10 protein-coding genes and 4 pseudogenes are annotated in these 16,843 nt (G+C 65.0%); 7 read left to right on the top strand and 7 right to left on the bottom strand.

The genetic code is table 11. The annotated features are described in order from the left end of the window. The first annotated feature begins 33 nt into the window (after positions 1 to 33). Together DIE11_RS30555 and DIE11_RS30560 are read left to right on the top strand one after the other, a co-directional pair. Positions 34 to 696, top strand: a complete 663-nt coding sequence (locus DIE11_RS30555) for an OmpA family protein (protein WP_124629150.1) — start codon at positions 34 to 36, stop codon at positions 694 to 696. Between the two features lie 254 nt (positions 697 to 950). Next, a pseudogene (locus tag DIE11_RS30560) lies at positions 951 to 1,403 on the top strand (hypothetical protein); the annotation flags it as partial. On the opposite strand, the pseudogene DIE11_RS30565 reads toward DIE11_RS30560, so the two are convergent. Next, positions 1,399 to 1,818: pseudogene (locus tag DIE11_RS30565) on the bottom strand (hypothetical protein); the annotation flags it as partial. The pseudogenes DIE11_RS30560 and DIE11_RS30565 overlap by 5 nt on opposite strands. A gap of 657 nt (positions 1,819 to 2,475) precedes the next feature. On the opposite strand from DIE11_RS30565, the gene DIE11_RS30570 reads away from it, so the two are divergent. Continuing rightward, on the top strand, positions 2,476 to 4,650 hold the full coding sequence (locus DIE11_RS30570; protein WP_124629152.1) for a TonB-dependent siderophore receptor: 2,175 nt from the start codon (positions 2,476 to 2,478) through the stop codon (positions 4,648 to 4,650). Positions 4,651 to 4,679: 29 nt separating this feature from the next. Here DIE11_RS30570 and DIE11_RS30575 read toward each other — a convergent pair whose 3' ends face one another. Further along, positions 4,680 to 5,486, bottom strand: coding sequence for a response regulator (locus DIE11_RS30575; protein ID WP_124629154.1), 807 nt, complete (start codon positions 5,484 to 5,486; stop codon positions 4,680 to 4,682). 317 nt (positions 5,487 to 5,803) lie between these two features. On the opposite strand from DIE11_RS30575, the gene DIE11_RS30580 reads away from it, so the two are divergent. The 4 genes and pseudogenes from DIE11_RS30580 to DIE11_RS30595 form a co-directional block, all read left to right on the top strand. Next, positions 5,804 to 6,043 carry a hypothetical protein gene (locus DIE11_RS30580; RefSeq protein ID WP_124629156.1) on the top strand — a complete coding sequence of 80 codons (240 nt, stop codon included), beginning with the start codon at positions 5,804 to 5,806 and terminating at the stop codon, positions 6,041 to 6,043. A 591-nt stretch (positions 6,044 to 6,634) separates the two neighbouring features. Beyond that, on the top strand, positions 6,635 to 10,228 hold the full coding sequence (locus DIE11_RS30585; protein WP_124629158.1) for a YadA family autotransporter adhesin: 3,594 nt from the start codon (positions 6,635 to 6,637) through the stop codon (positions 10,226 to 10,228). Positions 10,229 to 10,651: 423 nt separating this feature from the next. Next, positions 10,652 to 10,885: pseudogene (locus DIE11_RS37220) on the top strand (IS6 family transposase); the annotation flags it as partial. A 327-nt stretch (positions 10,886 to 11,212) separates the two neighbouring features. Continuing rightward, positions 11,213 to 11,437, top strand: a pseudogene (locus DIE11_RS30595) (zinc-binding alcohol dehydrogenase family protein); the annotation flags it as partial. A gap of 5 nt (positions 11,438 to 11,442) precedes the next feature. On the opposite strand, the gene DIE11_RS30600 reads toward DIE11_RS30595, so the two are convergent. The 5 genes from DIE11_RS30600 to pdxA all read right to left on the bottom strand — a co-directional run bounded on the left by DIE11_RS30600 (position 11,443) and on the right by pdxA (position 16,834). Further along, complete coding sequence (locus tag DIE11_RS30600) at positions 11,443 to 12,147, bottom strand: SDR family NAD(P)-dependent oxidoreductase (protein ID WP_124629160.1); 705 nt, start codon at positions 12,145 to 12,147, stop codon at positions 11,443 to 11,445. 22 nt (positions 12,148 to 12,169) lie between these two features. After that, entirely contained in the window at positions 12,170 to 12,964 is a 795-nt protein-coding gene (locus DIE11_RS30605) for a DeoR/GlpR family DNA-binding transcription regulator (protein WP_124629162.1), read from the bottom strand. A gap of 104 nt (positions 12,965 to 13,068) precedes the next feature. Beyond that, positions 13,069 to 14,256 carry an exo-alpha-sialidase gene (locus DIE11_RS30610; RefSeq protein WP_124629164.1) on the bottom strand — a complete coding sequence of 396 codons (1,188 nt, stop codon included), beginning with the start codon at positions 14,254 to 14,256 and terminating at the stop codon, positions 13,069 to 13,071. A 23-nt stretch (positions 14,257 to 14,279) separates the two neighbouring features. Beyond that, a complete protein-coding gene (locus tag DIE11_RS30615) occupies positions 14,280 to 15,698 on the bottom strand; it encodes a sodium:solute symporter family protein (RefSeq protein WP_124629165.1) in 1,419 nt (472 codons plus the stop codon). A gap of 110 nt (positions 15,699 to 15,808) precedes the next feature. Further along, positions 15,809 to 16,834, bottom strand: coding sequence for a 4-hydroxythreonine-4-phosphate dehydrogenase PdxA (gene pdxA, locus DIE11_RS30620; RefSeq protein WP_124629167.1), 1,026 nt, complete (start codon positions 16,832 to 16,834; stop codon positions 15,809 to 15,811). Positions 16,835 to 16,843 lie beyond the last annotated feature (9 nt).

The raw sequence follows: 16,843 nt of genomic DNA on the forward strand, positions 1-16,843 counted from the left end.
TCGCTGCGCCCATCGCATTTTCGGAGTTATCAAGTGAAAAAACACCATCTTGCATTGCTGGCATCCGTCGTTTCCCTGGCCGCGTGTTCGAGCGCATCGGGGCCGACGTACAACGCATACGAACTGCAGCCGCGCGACGGCGTTAGGACCTTCCGCGTCGACTGCCACGGCATCCTGTCGAGCGAGAAGACCTGCATGAAAGTCGCGACGCGCATGTGCGGCAGCGACGCAGTGCGCACGATCGATTCCACGGCGCCGTTCCGCGAAGGCGCGGACCCGCGCTCGCTCGTGTTCCAGTGCGGCGCTCCCGCCGCGCCGGCCCCGGCAGCCGCACCGGCCGCGCCCGTGGCCGCCGAGAAAGTCAGCCTGACGGGCGATGCGTACTTCGCGACCGACTCCGCCACGCTGACGCCCACCGCGCAGGCCGCGCTCGACACGTTGCTGAATCGTCAGGGCGACAAGCAATTCTCGCGAGTGGACGTGACCGGCTATACCGACTCGACCGGCTCGGATACACACAATCTGTCGCTGTCGCGGCGTCGCGCCGAGGCCGTCGCATCGTATTTGCGCGAACATGGGCTGAAGGCGGATTCGTTTGCGGCGACCGGGCGAGGAGAAGCCGATCCGGCGGCGTCAAACGATACCGCGGAAGGGCGGGCGCGCAACCGCCGCGTGGAAATCCTGCTGCAGAAGTAGCAGGGGCGACATGGCGATTACACGCGCGGCCGTCGAAACCGGACGGCCCGCGTGTCGCTCCGCGCGTTGCCGGCCTGCCCGGTGGCGGGGTGGCGATCCCGTCATGGAAAACTGTATGAATATGCAGCAGAGTATCCGTCGAACCGGAGCCGCCCGGGCATGACCCGTGCGGCACGTGCGCCGCGCGTGCGGGCATCCGCCGCAGCGTTTCGGCACCGTGAATTCCGGCTAACTCATCCAGACGGGCAGGCAAATTGTCATCCAGCAATCTGATTCGCATTCGCGGAGCACGTCAATACAACCTCAAGAACCTCGATCTCGACCTGCGCACCGGCGAAATGACGGTCGTCACCGGCCCGTCGGGCTCCGGCAAGTCGGGCCTCCTGTTCGACACGCCGGAAGCGGAAAACGCGCTCGCCGAGCCGCAGGTGTGGCGTTTCTCCACCGGGCTGCACGACCCGGACAGCGACCTGCGCTACGCGGAGCCGCAGGCGGCACTGTTCTCGTTCAACTCGGCCTACAGCGCATGCGAGACCTGCCGTGGCCTCGGCCGTGTGATCGGTGTCGATCTCGGCCTCGTGATCCCCGACGCGCACAAGACACTGCGCGGCGGCGCGATCAAGCCGATGCAGACGCCCGCCTGGAAGGAGTGCCAGGACGACCTGATGCGCTACGCGGCGAAGGCGGACATCCGCCGCGACACGCCGCCGACAGCGTGATCGACGCGTCCGTCGCCGTGTAGACGGGCGTTGCCTCGAACCCGTCGACCGTCACCGTCGAGAACTGCGCGGATCCGGCCGCGCCGTCGATCAGTGCGATGGTGTCGCCGGCTTTGGGCGTGTAGCCGTTCACGAACTTCACGTGCAGCGTGCCGCCCGCGACGGTGAACGAGCCGCCCACGCGCAGGCGTCCGCCGCCGTTGCCGTCGATGTCGATGTCGATGTCGAGTTCGAGCGTCGTGTTGTCGAGCTGCGTATAGCGGGTGGCGATCGTCACGGGCGCGCTGGCCGCGATCCGGATGCCGCCGCCGGAGCCGACGTACACGTCGCCGTTGCCGAACGCCGTCGGGGACGCGGCGGCGAGCGTGCCGCCACCGACCTGCGTGCCGCCCGTATAGGTGTTGCACCGGATCCGGGCCGAAATTGCCTGTCGTTCATGGTTGCGTCGTTCGTTGGCGAGACCCGCTCGCGGGCACTGCGGGCGAGCGGGGCGACGCCTCGCCGGGTGCAATCTTGAGCACCATTGAAATCAGTCATCGCATGACGGCGCGAAGTGTAACGGAAGCATCACCGCGACGAAATAAAAAGTTGTCACGAAACAACTTGTCGATCCGATAGCGATTGTCACGAATCGATTGATTAACATGCTATTGAAATTGAAATAAATGGTGATTGATGTGCTTGCGAGATATTATCGTCGCCGGCCTGCGCGAAGGACACGCTTCATGTGTGTCGACCGATATCGGATCGTTTTTTCCGTGTGGTCATACAACCGATAACATTATGTGGTTCTACACACCGTATGTCGGCTCGCGGGCCGGTACAACCCTATCCAGGCGCGGCTATGCCGGCGTCGTCCGACGGATGAACAACCACCGCGCGACGTTCGGCCGGTGTGATCGCTGCGCTCGCGAACGACGCAATCGGCCAGTGCATGCCGACGCGTGCGTGACCGACGTCACCGGCACGGCACTCGCGGCAGCGCAGGACGGACGCCGGCGACTCACCGGGCCTCGATCGGGCCGAACGGGCCAGGACAGCACGACGGAGTATTGAAACGATGTTGATGGAGACAGGTGCGGCGCGACGCGCGTGGGCGATCGCTGCCGGGGGAACATTGTGCATGGCGGCCGCAGGCGGCGCGCATGCGCAGGCGCCGAACGCCGGCGCGACGACGGCCGTGCTGCCGCCCATCGACGTGACCGGCAACGCCGGCGGATCGTCGGTCGGGCTCGTCGGGCTGCGCACCGCCGCCGGCACGAAGACCGACACGCCGGTGGCCGAGATTCCGCAGACGACCAACATCGTGACCGCGCAGCAGATCGAGATGACCGGCGCGGCCGACCTGAACCAGGCGCTGCGTTATGTGCCGGGCTTCGCGACGTTCGGCGCCGACAGCCGGACCGACTGGTATGCGGCGCTGCGCGGCTTCACGCCGACGCTGTACGTCGACGGCGTGCCGGCGCCGAATACGGCCGTCATCGCGAACTGGCGTGTCGACCCATACACGATCGACTCGATCGCGGTGCTGCGCGGGCCGACGTCGGTGCTGTACGGCGCGGGCGAGCCCGGCGCGATCGTCGACGCGCACACGAAACTCGCCGACGGCGAGCGCGTGCGCGAAGCCGGCGTGCAGATCGGCAACCATGCGCGCAAGCAATTCATGGTCGATGTCGGCGACCAGCTCGACCCGGACGGCCGGTATGCGTATCGCTTCGTCGGCATCGCACGCGACGGCAACGCATGGACCGGCCCGAATGCCGACCGGCGCGTCGCGCTCGCGCCGTCGTTTCGCTGGCGGCCGACCGCCGACACGTCGCTGACATTCTCCGCGTCGTTCCTGCAGGACAGCGGCGACATCTCGTCGAACTTCCTGCCCGCGTCCGGGACGGTGCTGCCGAACCCGAACGGCCGCCTGTCGCAGGACATCTACATGGGCGACCCGTCGTTCAACGACTACCGGAAGAAGCAATGGTCGCTCGGCTACGCGCTGGAGCACCGCGTGGATGCGATATGGACGCTGCACCAGGACGTACGCTGGTCGCATCTGTCGCTCGACGACGCGACGGTGTTCGGCACAGGCCTGGTGCCCCGCAGCACGACGAACATGATGCGTTTCGCGGGGCTGTTCCAGCTCAACTACAGCCGGCTCGATATCGACAACCACGCGCAGGCGCGCTTCGGCACGGGGCCGCTCGAACACACGCTGCTGCTCGGCGTGCAGTTCGACCGGCAGACGACGACCAACAGCGTATGGCTCGCGCTGGCGCCGTCGCTGAACTTGTACCACCCCGTCTATCGGCCGGTCACGGCCGCGATCTTTACCGGCCCGACGTCGCTCGGCCATGTCGACCAGTACACGGCGATGAACGCGGTCGGCGTGTACGCGCAGGACCAGATCCGCTGGCAGCGCTGGACGATGACGCTCAGCGGCCGCGAGGATCGTGTGAATGCACGGTTCGACGGCCGGACGGTCGGTACGCATTCGCGGCAGGACGACAGCGCGTTTTCCGGGCGCGTCGGGCTCGCCTATCAGGGCGATGCGGGGCTGTCGCCGTATGTGAGTTATTCGACGTCGTTCGATCCGGTCATCGGCGTGCGGATTTATGGTGGCGGCCTGCCGAAGCCGACGCGCGGCACGCAGACGGAAGCCGGGCTGCGCTGGCAACCGCCGGGCAAGAATCTGATGCTGAGCGCGGCCGTTTATCGGATCGACCAGACCAACGTCGTGACGCCGGCGCCGGCGAATCTCGACCCCACCGGCACGACGTCCGTGCAGACCGGCAAGGTGCGCTCGCGCGGCATCGAGCTGAGCGCGCTCGGCAAGGTGACCCGCGAGCTGTCGATCGTCGCGTCGTATATGTATCAGGACGTCAAGAACGTGCAGGCGAACGACGCGTCGCTGAACAACTGGCCGGTGTCCGTGCCGCTGCCGCGGCAGATGGCGTCGATGTGGGCCGACTGGACCTGGCATGCGGGCGCGCTGTCGGGCCTCGGGATCGGCGCCGGCGTGCGCTATCAGAGCGCGTCGGCCGGCGCGCCCGACAATTCGCTGACGGTATCCAGCTTTACGCTGTACGACCTGGCGATGCACTACGAGATGCGCCACTGGCGGTTCGCGTTCAACGTCGCGAACCTGTTCGACCGGCGTTACGTCAGCGGCTGCCAGTCGTACGCCGTGTGCGTGTTTGGCAACGAGCGGACGGTGCTGGCCAGCGCGAGATACAACTGGTAGCGCAGCGTCGCGGGCACGCCGAACGCGGCCTACGCGCCGCGTTGCGGTTCACGGGTCGCGGCGCGCCGGCTCGCGTGGCGCTGGCGCCGCCACTCGGTCGGCGTGATGCCGAAACGTTCGCGGAAGGCGGTCGCGAAGTTCGCCGGCGTGGAAAAGCCGATTTCCTTCGCGATGCTGGCGATGCTGAGCGACGTCGAATCCAGGAGATCCTGCGCGATCCGCAGCCGCTCGTGCCGCAGATACTCGAACACGGTCTGGCCGAGATTGTCGCGAAACGCGCGCGACAACCGCTTTTCATGCGTGCCGACCGCACGCGCCAGTTGCTCGACCGTCGGCGGATCGTTCAGCGTCCGCGACAGGTGGCGAATGGCCGCGCGCACGATGATGTCGTCGTCCATGCCGGCCGCGAACGGGCTTGCCGTGTCCGACGGCCGGTCGCGCTTCGCCCGCGCGAGCTGCACGCGAATCCGCGCGAGCACCTCGACCGGTTCGAACGGCTTCACCACATAGTCGACGCCGCCGATTTCCAGCCCCTCGAGGCGTTCGTGCAATTCGCCGGCCACGGTCAGGAAGATGACCGGAATCGCGCTCGTCAGCGGATCGGCGGCAAGCCGCCGGCACGCGGTGAAACCGTCCATGCGCGGCATGCGGACATCCATCAGGATCACATCGGGCATGAGCGCCTGCGCGCGCTGGCACGCCTGCACCCCGTCGGATGCGATGCTGATCCGGCAGCCCGTACCGCGCAGTATGTCGATCAGCAAACGCAGCTGGTCGGGCTGATCGTCGACGATCAGGACATGGGCGTCGCTCAATGCGGAGATCGATGGGGGCATCGTGCACCTGTTCTGGAAAGGCGGCTGGCCGAGATCCCGCGGGCGGCCTGCCCGGTGTGGGGAATCGTCGGACGCCGCTCTATGACGACGCGCAAATGCGTCGCACGCTCGTATCGATATTCGGATTGCGCCGGACTGCGCGGCCGGCAACCGGCCGGCGCAATACCGGGCGTTCGTTGTTTTGATCACTGAACCGGTAATGACACGGACGATTGCGGTGGTGGCGTCGTGAGTGATCGCGGCTGCCGGTATCGATGCGAGCGGAATTGTAGGAGCATATTTCGATTCCCGCCAGATGGTCTGTCGATAATCGAGTCATGGCGTTTTACATATTTTCAATTATGCGGCGGTTCGTGCCTGCAGTGCCGGGCGTCGATATTCGTCAAAAACCCGCGGATTCCATGTGTGTCCGGGATGCAATCGTGCAATTTTCCGGCTCTCCGGCAGAGAGTTGTCCGATGCCGTTTTATTTGAATGCGCTCGAGCAAAGTATTTATCCGCTTCTAAAAACATTCCGATTGAATACGGTAGATCGCAATCGTTTGCGAGATGATTGAATTATAGGTAACTCATTGAATATATTGAATTTTACAATCTATAAACAATGTCGCCTTTAATAATTATCGATCGTGTCTCATAATTCGTCCGAACTTTGAGCGACGGATGGCGCCGGACACCGGGAGACGAGGCGAACAGCGGCGGATGTTGCGCAATTGGAGTCCGAGGCATCAGTTGATGCATGCGTGGGAGAATGTCCTGCGCATGCGAACAGAAATCCGTTTGCCGGAGATGAAATAAAAGAAACGGGGTTGGTCGCGCTCGGCGCGTCATCAGATTCGGTGTGTTTATAAAGACGGGTTGAATCTCGCGATTCAACGGGGATGAGCTCGTCCATAAATAACGATACGCATTCCTGATGATGTGGCGATTTAACGGAATGGGTCGTAAAGAGACGGCGTGCCTGTGCCATCGAATGCCCTGGCGATTTGCTCGGTGTCGATGCATGTCGCGCTCGCCATGACGAGGCTGGGCATCGTGGCCAGGTTCCGCACCGAAGTCGTATTTGTAATCGCAGTCGAAGTCGAAGCTGTCAAGAAAATTAAGTAGTCCGTATTCAAACCAGACGCTACAAAACGGAGCAGAACAGCATGAAGAGGAACCAGATTTCGGCGCTTGCCGCCGCCATGTTCACGGGTGCAGGTGTGCTGATCGCGGGGGTCGCGCACGCGGACAATTTCGTCGACCGTGGCAACCCGGACAACGCGCTGAACGGCCAATGCATCGACGGGACCAACCCGCTTTGCGTGGCGACGAAAAGCGGGAGTTTCGTCGCGGTGAGTACCACGAACGTTACGCAGGGCACGAATGCGAAGGCCGGTTCCAGCGGTATCGCGATCGGCGACCAGTCGAATGCGAGCAGCAAGGGCGGCAGCAGCAGCGGCGGTGCGATTGCGATCGGGGTCGGCTCGCAGGCATTGGCGAACTCGGCAACGGCGATCGGTACGGTGGCGGTCGCGCAAGGCAATACGGCGCTCGCGATCGGTCGCCAGTCGGCTGCAATCGGCGATTTCTCGATGGCGCTCGGCAACGTCGCCGATGCGCACGGCACGAGCTCGATCGCGCTCGGCCACTCTGCGTTGGCCAGCGGCGATCGCTCGATCGCGATCGGCGGCGCGAACCCGACGTCGAGCGACGGCGTATCGAACGGCGCCGCGTACGACGCAGCGACGCAGACGCGCGCCGGCGGCACGCAATCGGTGGCGATCGGTGCGGGCGCGCAGACAAACGACAACAATCAGGTGGCGATCGGCTCGGGCAGCGTCGGCGCGAACAACGGCGGCACGCCGGTGTTCGGCGGCACGGCCGCACCGGTTGGCGGCGCGGTGTCGTTCGGTGCGCTCGGCAGCGAACGCCAGCTCAAGAACGTCGCGGCCGGCGCGGCCGATACGGATGCCGTCAACGTACAGCAGCTGAAGAACGTGAACAGCGCGCTCAGCACGGGCATCGGCAACGTCGACGCGCGCGTGACGTCGGTCGGCGATTCGCTGTCGACTTCGATCACGAACGTCGACCAGCGCGTGACCAGCGTCGGCAACAGCCTCAGCACGAGCATCGTGTCGGCAACGCAGAACGTGGTGAAATACACCGACGATTCGCATGCGGCGATCACGCTTGACGGCAGCAACGGCACCACGATCAGTGGCGTCGCGGCCGGCGTTGCAGACACCGATGCGGTGAACGTCGGCCAGTTGAGGGGCAGCGTCGCGCCGCTGCAAACGTCCATTTCGACGGCGGCTTCGAACATCACGAACCTGCAGAACAGCGTCTCCGGCATCAACACGTCGCTGAGCACGGCGGCGTCGAACATCGGCAACCTGCAGGCGGCCGATGCGCGCAACGTGAAGTACGACGGCGCGAGCGGGTTCGATTCGGTGACGTTCGCCGGCACGAACGGCACGACCCTGCACAACATCGCGGACGGCAAGGACGTGCACGACGCGGTCAACGTCGGCCAACTGAACGGCGGCCTCGCATCGCTCAGCACGAGCGTGACGAACAACCTCAGCACGACGCTCGGCAACCTGAGCACGTCGATCACCAGCCAGATCGGCAACGCGACGAAGAACGCGGTGCAGTACGACGACGGTGCGCACGGCGGCGTCACGCTCGGCGGCAAGGGCGCGCAGGCACCCGTCGGCCTGCACAATGTCGCGGACGGCGTAGCCGCGGGCGATGCGGTGAACGTCGGCCAGCTCGGCAATGTGACCGACACCCTCAATCAGTCGATCACGACAGTCGGCAACCAGGTGACGACGAATACGGGCAACATCGCCGCGCTGCAGCAGGATGCGCTCCAGTGGAACGCGAGTCTCGGCGCGTACGATGCAAGCCACGGCGGCAACGGCCCGCAACTGATCAGCAACGTCGCGGCCGGTAAGAATGGAACCGACGCGGTCAACGTCGACCAGTTGAACGCGGCGATTCAAAGCGGCACAAGCCAGCTCGATGCGCTGGCCGTGAAGTACGACGATGCGAGCAAGCGGCAGGTTTCGCTCGGGGCGGGCAATGGCGGGAGCCCGGTGCGTGTGACCAATGTCGCGGAAGGCAACGTGGCGTCCGGCAGCACCGACGCGGTGAACGGCGCGCAACTGCGCCGCGCGACCGACGGCACCGCGGCTGCGCTCGGCGGCGGCGCCACGGCGAACCCGGACGGCTCGATCACCGCGCCGGCCTACAAGGTTGGCGGCGGCTCGTTCAACAATGTCGGCGACGCACTCACGAACCTCGACGGCCGCGTCGGCAGCAACACGACGACGCTCGAGAATCAAGAAACGCGCCTCGGCAACGCCGAAACGAACATCGCCGGCAATACCGCCGCGATCGCCGGGCTGCAGCAGGACGCGCTGCAGTTCGACCCGAAACTCGGAGCGTATAGCGCGGCGCGCGGCGGTGCTCCGACCAAGCTGACGAACGTGGCCGACGGCAACGTCGCCGCGGGCAGTACCGACGCGGTGAACGGTGGACAGCTGTCGGGCGTGAAATCCGATCTCGAACAGCAGATCACGCAGGTGTCCAATCAGACCGGCGAGGCCGTGAAGAACGTCGTCAAATACGATGTCGATACGAACGGCAACCGGCTGAATTCGGTCTCGCTCGTCGGCGGCGACGCCAATTCGGCGGTCGTGCTGAAGAACGTCGCGGCGGGCACCAACGATACCGACGCGGTGAACGTGAAGCAACTGAAGGACGTGCAGTCGAATCTCAACCAGCTCGGCGCACTCGCGGTGCAGTACGACGACAGCTCGAAGAGCACGATCACGCTCGGCGGCGCCGGCGGCACGCGCATCACGAATGTGCAGGCCGGCACGCTCGGCGCAACCAGCACGGACGCGGTAAACGGCTCGCAGCTCTACGCGACCAACCAGCAGGTGTCGAAGAACACGACCGACATCTCGAACCTGCAGGGCAGCGTGACCAACATCGCGAACGGCAAGGCCGGCCTCGTGCAGCAACAGGATCCGAACGGCGCGATCACGGTCGGGAAGGACACGGGCGGCACCAGCGTGAACTTCTCGGGCACGGCGGGCGACCGCGTGCTGACCGGCGTCGCGGCGGGCGTGAACGCGAACGATGCGGTCAACGTCGGCCAGTTCAACGCCGCGCTGCAGAACGTGGCGGCCAACGACAAGATCCGCACGGCGGCAACCGATGCGAACACGACGTGGATCGCGCGCGCCGATGCGGGATCGATCGGGTCAACGGCGACCGCAACCGGCAAGAACGCGGTGGCGGTGGGCCAGGGTTCCGTCGCCGATCGCGACAATTCGTTCTCGGTCGGCGCGCAGGGCAGCGAGCGCCAGATCACGAACGTCGCGGCCGGGACGGCGCCGACCGACGCGGTGAACGTGCAGCAACTGAACGACAACCTCTCGACCGCTTCGACGCAGGCGAAGAGCTACACCGACCAGCGCATCGGGCAGGTGTACAACTCGTTCAACGACCTGAAGAAGGACATGTACGGCGGCGTCGCGTCGGCGATGGCGGTGGCCGGCTTGCCGCAACCGACGGGCGCGGGCCGCTCGATGGTATCGGCAGCGACCGCGAACTATCACGGCCAGCAAGGGTTTGCCGCCGGTTACTCGTATGTGACGGAAAGCAACCGCTGGGTCGTCAAGGCGTCGGTGACGGGCAACGCCCGCTCGGACTTCGGCGCGGTGGTGGGCGCGGGTTATCAGTTCTGATGTCGGTCGTAACGCGTTGAACGTTCGGACGTGCCGGCAATGCGCGTGATACCCGGTGCTTGCGACAAATCCATGGCCCGAGGTCGATTTCTCGACCTCGGGCTGTGATTTGCCGTCGAAAAGGTGAAGTCATCGAGTCCGCCAGATGTCGGATGAACTTCCGAGTGAAATGCTGGGTGGGTGCATCCGCTCCTTCGGACAATGTCGCCGCGGTGTCACGTTCGACAGTGTCGTCACGCTATGCTTCGCATCAAGGCCAATCTGCCCTGCAGGCAGTCGCTTCGGAGCGTGGTGATCAACGTCGACCGTGATCAGTTGCGCGTCACGCCATCGATCGACGGCGGCCGAACATAAAGAGCCTGAGCCTGAACCGAGTTCGGGCATCAGCTTGGGAGTGCGTGCCTTGATATGCTGGATCAGTGAGCTGCTGTCCGACATGTGTTCGTCAGGGCAGCCGCCCCCGTGAACAATCGCGCCGAGAACAGCCACCAACCGACTCGGGGACGCGAGCGTCGTATGCGAGGGCTTCGCGACCCGCGACGCACGCAACACTTCCTGTCGTGCTTTGGTCCGATCCGCCAACATTTCGCGCTGAAGAGGCACCTATTGCGCGCGGCGCTCCATCGCAAACAACTCGCTGCGCGCTTCGACGCCTAGCGCGAGTTCACCAGCGTGGCCCGGAATCCGTCTCCGACAAACTGACATTGTCGTCCGTTGCATTTTCATGCTCGATGGTCGTTAAGTTGACAATGTCGCGTGAACTAACGCAGCGAGCGCGCCACGATCATCGCGTTGGCCCGCACTACCGGAACCCTGACACGGACATCGCCGGTCGATCCCGACCGTCGCGATGCGGCTATGCTCGCCCGCCAGTTGCAATGATTCTCCATTCGGTATGCTGAGTTTACCGCTTACCCATGATCGACGCCCACGGCGGGCTTGTGCAGTGGCGCAGGTTTCCGCAGGTGCGCGCGCGCCTCGTACAAGCGGATTGCGAGCAGCCGGCCGACGGCACTGGGCGCTCCCAAGGCCGCCGCACTACCTTTGACTGCCATTACCGCGTGGGAACTACTGTTCGACCGGCTGAAGATTGCCGAGCGCTGCGGCGTCGGGCAGTGCATGTTGGTGATCGGCGCGGGTGACGGTGTCGGGTCCATTCTCGTGCAACTCGCGCGCCAATTGACCGCCCTGACGGTGAGCGGCACCGCGCTGCTTTAAAGCGACGCACCGCCGCACATGACGATCTGCTGCCCGGTGATGGCGCTCGCGTCCGCGCTCAGCAGAAAGCCGGTGAGCGCGGCGACTTCCCCGGGCGTGATGAACCGCCCGATCGGCGGCAGGCGGGGAGGCGTTGCCGCGCGTGCCGGATCCCGCAGGAACGGCGTGTCCGTGGCGCCGGGCGCGACGACGTTGACGGTGATGCCCTTCGGCGCGAGTTCCGCCGCCCAGGACCGCGCGAGGCCCACCAGCGCGGATTTGGTCGCCGCATACTGGCTGCGCGTGGCCGCGCCGTTGGCGGTGCGGCTGCCCAGCAGCACGATGCGTCCGCCGGGGGGCATCCGGGGCACCAGGCGATTGGCCAGAAAGCTCACAGACTCGACGTGCAGGCGCCACATTGCCGCTCCGTCGTCGTGCGAAAGCTGGCCGAGCGGCGCGGTACGCATGAAACCGGCCGCATGCACCAGCGCGTCCGCCGTACCCAGTTCATCGCACACGGGCCCGAGTGCGGCGAAGTCGGTGACGTCGACCGGCACGATTTTCAGCGAATCACGGGGCGTTTCAATGTGTGAGCGGCACAGGCCGGTGACGCGCCAGCCGTCCGACAGCAGACGCTCGACGATCGCCTGTCCGATTCCCGACGACGCGCCCGTGACGACTGCATGGCGCGAACCCGAACCCGACTGCTCCAATTGACCCACGATCGCTCCTGCTGCGTTTGAACTACGATGAACCGGCGGATGTCGGCGCTGTCTTTGTGCTGACCGCATGCACCGTGATCCGCGCTTGCGAATGGAACGGATCGAGCTGCTCGGGCAGCGCTGCGTCGTCCGTCACGAGCGTCCAGTCGCGCTCGAGCGGCGTCCAGTGCTGCTGGCTTGCGCGTCCGAGCTTGTCGGCGGTGACGAGCACGAAGACCTCCGCTGCCTGTCGCATCACGCACTCCTTCAGGTACGACTGCTCACTGCTCGCCTCGCACAAGCCCAGTTCGGCGACCACGCCGTCCGCGCCGAGGAACGCCTTGTCGACGCTCAGGCGACTCAGCGCGATCTGCGCGAGCGGCCCGAGCGTGCTCATGCTGGACGACCGGACGTCGCCGCCGATCACCGTCACCTGAACGCCCGACGCGACGAGCGGGCTCACGACCAGCAGGTTGTTGGTGACGACGTGAACGGCTGTCCGGCCGGCAAGCAGGCGCGCCAGCGCCGCAGTCGTGGTGCCGCCGTCGAGGAACACGGTGTCGCCGTCCTCGACATACGCGCTCGCCGCATGCGCGATCGCTTCCTTCTGTTCCTGCGAACTGACGCGCCGCTCCTCGAGCGAGGGCTCGGGCTCATGGCCGCCGACCGCGGCGGCGCCGCCGTAAGTGCGCAGAATGCGGCGGTCGCTCGCGAGCGCACGCAGATCCCGGCGAACCGTGGCTTCCGACATCCCGAAGTGCTCGCACAACGTCGCAACGTCCGTCATGCCCCCGAGCACGGCCTGCAGCATCGCCTCCCGGCGCCTGGTCACTTTCATGTGCGTGAATTCCTGGTCTGATCCAATGGGCGCGCTGGTCTGCGCCTCGAGACCGACAAGTTTATCCAATTGCCGCAGTGACCGGCTGGTTGCACCGGAGGGTGTCATCGGCCGCGAATCCACGCCTCGTCGACGCGCACGTACTTGATCTTCTGGCGGAACCAGGTGAATGCGATGTGCAGCGCGCCATCTTGCGACTGTACGATCGACGGATACGAGTATTCCCGGTTGCGCTGGTCTGCCGAGTTGTTCGTCATGCAGTAGCCGTCACCGATTTCCATGTTGCGGCGGCGCCGCCACGTCTTGCCGCCGTCTTCGGAGATGGCCAGCGACATCGGCGCGCGTGGCGCGCCCCAGAACGCGGTACCACGCGCGGACGCCTTCTGTTCGCGCAACTCGCCGTTGTCCTCGGAGTCTTCGATGTCGTCGTACAGCGATGCGCGGCGCTCCGTGCTGTGCGACGCATCGCTTTCGTTGAACACGAGCGCGAGGTGACCGTTCTGCAGCACCGTGAACTGGATGGACGAATTGTTGTTCGGCACCTCGGTCGGCTCGGGCGCGCTCCATGTGCGGCCGTCCGTCGAGCGGCTCGCGTAGACGAAGTCCGCCCAGCGGCTGCGATAGAGTGCCAGCAGCGAGCCGTCGTGCAGCACGTGAACGTTCATGTGCACGCACCCGACGCTGTTGGGCACTTCATGCAGGGTCCACGACGCGCCCTGGTCGTCGGAAACCATGACCGCGCTGACGTCGTCGTTGCCGACCCAGCGCTCGCCGGGCTCCGTGCGGCACAGAAATACGGGGCAAATCCACGTGCCGCTATCCAGGGTGATGATCGGCTGGCGGACGAACGTCCCCGGGCGATCGAACAGGGTTTCGACGGGGCCCCAGGTGATGCCGCCGTCCGTCGACACGCGGCGGCGCACGATCGCGGTGTTCTGATGCCCTGACAATTGCGCGGTGTAGATCAGCCACAGGCGGCCGTCCGGCGCGGTGAACAGCACCGGGTTCTGTTCCGAGCGTGTCGGGTCGTCCGACAGCTTGTGGGGCGACGACCACGCGTTCGTCCCGGCCGCGAGACGCGACATGTAGATGGAGACGTCGGGAATGCCTTCCTGGGTACCGCCGAACCAGACGCACAGAAGGTCGCCGTTGTCGAGGCAGTGCAGATTGGCCGCGTGGTTCTGCACGCAGGCGGTCGGCAGAAACGCTTCTTGCCGTTGCGCGTCGGCATACGCCGTGCGAACGCAATGATCCGAAGCGGCGCTTGCCGCGTCAAGCAGGTTCGTGCTCATGAAATGTTTCTCGAGTTGCGAGGTTAGTGCGATTCGCGATGCGTGAGCTGCTTGTCGCGAAGGTTCGAGCCTTCGCCATGAAACAACAGCTTGGCGACGACCAGCACGATCGCGGGGGTGACGAGTGCGACGTACATGTTGTCGATGCCGAACGGATTGCCGAGCAGGTACCAGACCGTTGTGGCGATCGTCGCGAAGATGAGCGCCGAGACGGCGCCGCGCTTGCCGCTGAAGAACGGCAGGTAGATCCCGATCAGCGCAATGATCGACACGGACAGGCGCAGCGCGCGGCTGAAGAACGACAGCGCGAGAATCTGCGGGACGAACAGCACGAAGAGCAGCGGGAGGAAGCCTACGATCAGCGAGATCCAGCGCGTCATTCTCAGCTCGATATCGGGCGTCGGCTTGAAGCGCGGCACATAGAAGTCCTTGACGATCAGCGAAGCGATCGCCAGCGCGACGGTGCATACGCTGACGAAGATGGATGCCACGAGCGAAATCGTGACGACGCCGGCAAGGATGGGGTTCATGTGCTGCAGGAACACCGGCAGCGCGTACAGGCTCTTGATGTCCGGATACAGGTACTTGGCGGTCACGCCGATGAAGCCGAGCGCGAGGGCGATCGGCACGCACAGGAACGCGGCGATCAGCGCAGACGCACGCGCGCCCTCGGGGCTACGGGTCGACGAGATGGCCTGGATGATGAATTGTGTCGAGAAGATCGCGCCGGCCGTGCCGATGATCCATGCGCCGATCGTGCCGCCGGACAGCGCCCCCGTCCACGTGAAATAGTGTGCGGGCATGTGTTGAGCCATCGGCTTGATGCCGCCCGACAGCTTCCATGCGACGCCGACCAGGATGGCGATGCCGAGCAGCTTCACGGCGCTGTGAACGACGGTCAGATATGCGATGCTCTTGAGGCCGCCCCAGACGAAATAGATGGTGCTGACGATGGCAGTGATGAAGGCGGCCGTCGGCAGGTCGATGCGCATGACTGTCGAGATCGCCGCCGCCCCGCTCACGTAGTTGCCCACGTTCACCACGAATAGCGCATAGATCATGATCGCGGAGACGGCTAGCTTCGCGCCATGGCCGTACCGCTGGGCGATGAATCCGGAAATGGTGAACTCGCCGGACGCATACAGGCGCTTGGCCATGAACAGGCCGAAGAACAGAAAGCCGATGGCTGCCGCCAGGACCGACCACGAGGCGGCGAAGCCGGCCGAGAAGGCTTCCTGCGAAGTCCCGACGGTCGATTTGGCGCCGATGAATTCCGACATCAGCAGGATGGCGACCACCAGCGCGGGCATCGAGCGCCCGGCCACCATGAACTGTTCGGAATTACGGCTGCGCAGGCGAATGCTGATCACGCTCGTAATCACGATGTAGACGACCACCATGCCGATGATGGTGGCTGTGTCCCAATAACTGAAGGTGGCCATCTCTTGTCTCCACGTTACCTTCGGTTGATGTGTGTTCGGGTGTGTCGGGCGATCCGGCATGTTCCTGCCGGTATCGCCCGTTGGCCGATGCGCGTCGTTGCGGGCGCTGCTTACGCGGCGCTTGCGACGGGCGACGGCTCGTTGCGTCGCGTCGCGAGGTCCACGGCCTGGCGGAAGGCTTCCAGCAGGCTGCGTTCGTCGGCGATGCCCTTGCCGGCGATGTCGAAGGCGGTGCCGTGGTCGACCGACGTGCGGATGACCGGCAGGCCGACCGTCACGTTCACGCCGGCTTCGAGGCCCATCACCTTCACCGGCCCGTGACCCTGGTCGTGATACATCGCGACGACCACGTCGAAATCACCGCGGCCCGCGCGGAAGAACAGCGTATCCGCCGGCAGTGGGCCTTCTACGTCCCAGCCGCGTGCCTGCAGGACCTGAACCGCGGGCACGATCTTCTCTTCCTCCTCGCCATAACCGAACAGGCCGTTCTCGCCGGCGTGAGGATTGATGCCGCATACGCCGATGCGGGGATTCGCGATACCGGCACGAACCAGCGTGTCGTGTGCACGCTCGATCGTGCGTTGCACGAGGCCCGGCTCGATCTTGCGAATCGCGTCGAGCAGGCCGATGTGCGTCGTCACGTGAATCACGCGGAGATTGGGCGCGACCAGCATCATCGACACTTCGTCGATGCCCGTCAGGTGCGCCAGCATTTCGGTGTGACCCGGGAAAATATGGCCGCCCGCATGCAATGCTTCCTTGTTGAGCGGTGCCGTGCAGATCGCATCGAGCTCGCCGTTCGACGTCAGCTCCACGGTGCGCGCGATGTATTGATACGCGGCGTCTCCGGCGATCGCAGAAAGCTTGCCATAGGGCAGGTCGGCCGGAATCAGCGCCATGTCGATACAATCGACCACGCCCACGCGGAACGCGCCTTCGGACGGACGGCTGACGGCACACACCTCGAGGTCGACGCCCGTCCGGCGGCCGGCGTCCCGCAGGCGTGCGGCGTCGCCGATGACCACGGGGCGGCATTGCTCATACACGGAGGCGTGCGCAAGGCTCTTCATGATGATTTCCGGTCCGACGCCGGCTGCGTCGCCCATGGTGATACCGATGATGGGACGGTTGTCCATGGCAGTTTC

The organism is Burkholderia sp. Bp9012 (assembly GCF_003853825.1).
GTDB lineage: Bacteria > Pseudomonadota > Gammaproteobacteria > Burkholderiales > Burkholderiaceae > Burkholderia > Burkholderia diffusa.

Bases quoted from the DNA above. Each gene is read 5' to 3' on its own strand.
- pdxA (WP_124629167.1), bottom strand. From the start codon at position 16,834: ATGGACAACCGTCCCATCATCGGTATCACCATGGGCGACGCAGCCGGC.
- DIE11_RS30585 (WP_124629158.1), top strand. From the start codon at position 6,635: ATGAAGAGGAACCAGATTTCGGCGCTTGCCGCCGCCATGTTCACGGGT.
- DIE11_RS30575 (WP_124629154.1), bottom strand. From the start codon at position 5,486: ATGCCCCCATCGATCTCCGCATTGAGCGACGCCCATGTCCTGATCGTC.
- DIE11_RS30580 (WP_124629156.1), top strand. From the start codon at position 5,804: ATGGCGTTTTACATATTTTCAATTATGCGGCGGTTCGTGCCTGCAGTG.
- DIE11_RS30610 (WP_124629164.1), bottom strand. From the start codon at position 14,256: ATGAGCACGAACCTGCTTGACGCGGCAAGCGCCGCTTCGGATCATTGC.
- DIE11_RS30570 (WP_124629152.1), top strand. From the start codon at position 2,476: ATGTTGATGGAGACAGGTGCGGCGCGACGCGCGTGGGCGATCGCTGCC.
- DIE11_RS30615 (WP_124629165.1), bottom strand. From the start codon at position 15,698: ATGGCCACCTTCAGTTATTGGGACACAGCCACCATCATCGGCATGGTG.
- DIE11_RS30605 (WP_124629162.1), bottom strand. From the start codon at position 12,964: ATGAAAGTGACCAGGCGCCGGGAGGCGATGCTGCAGGCCGTGCTCGGG.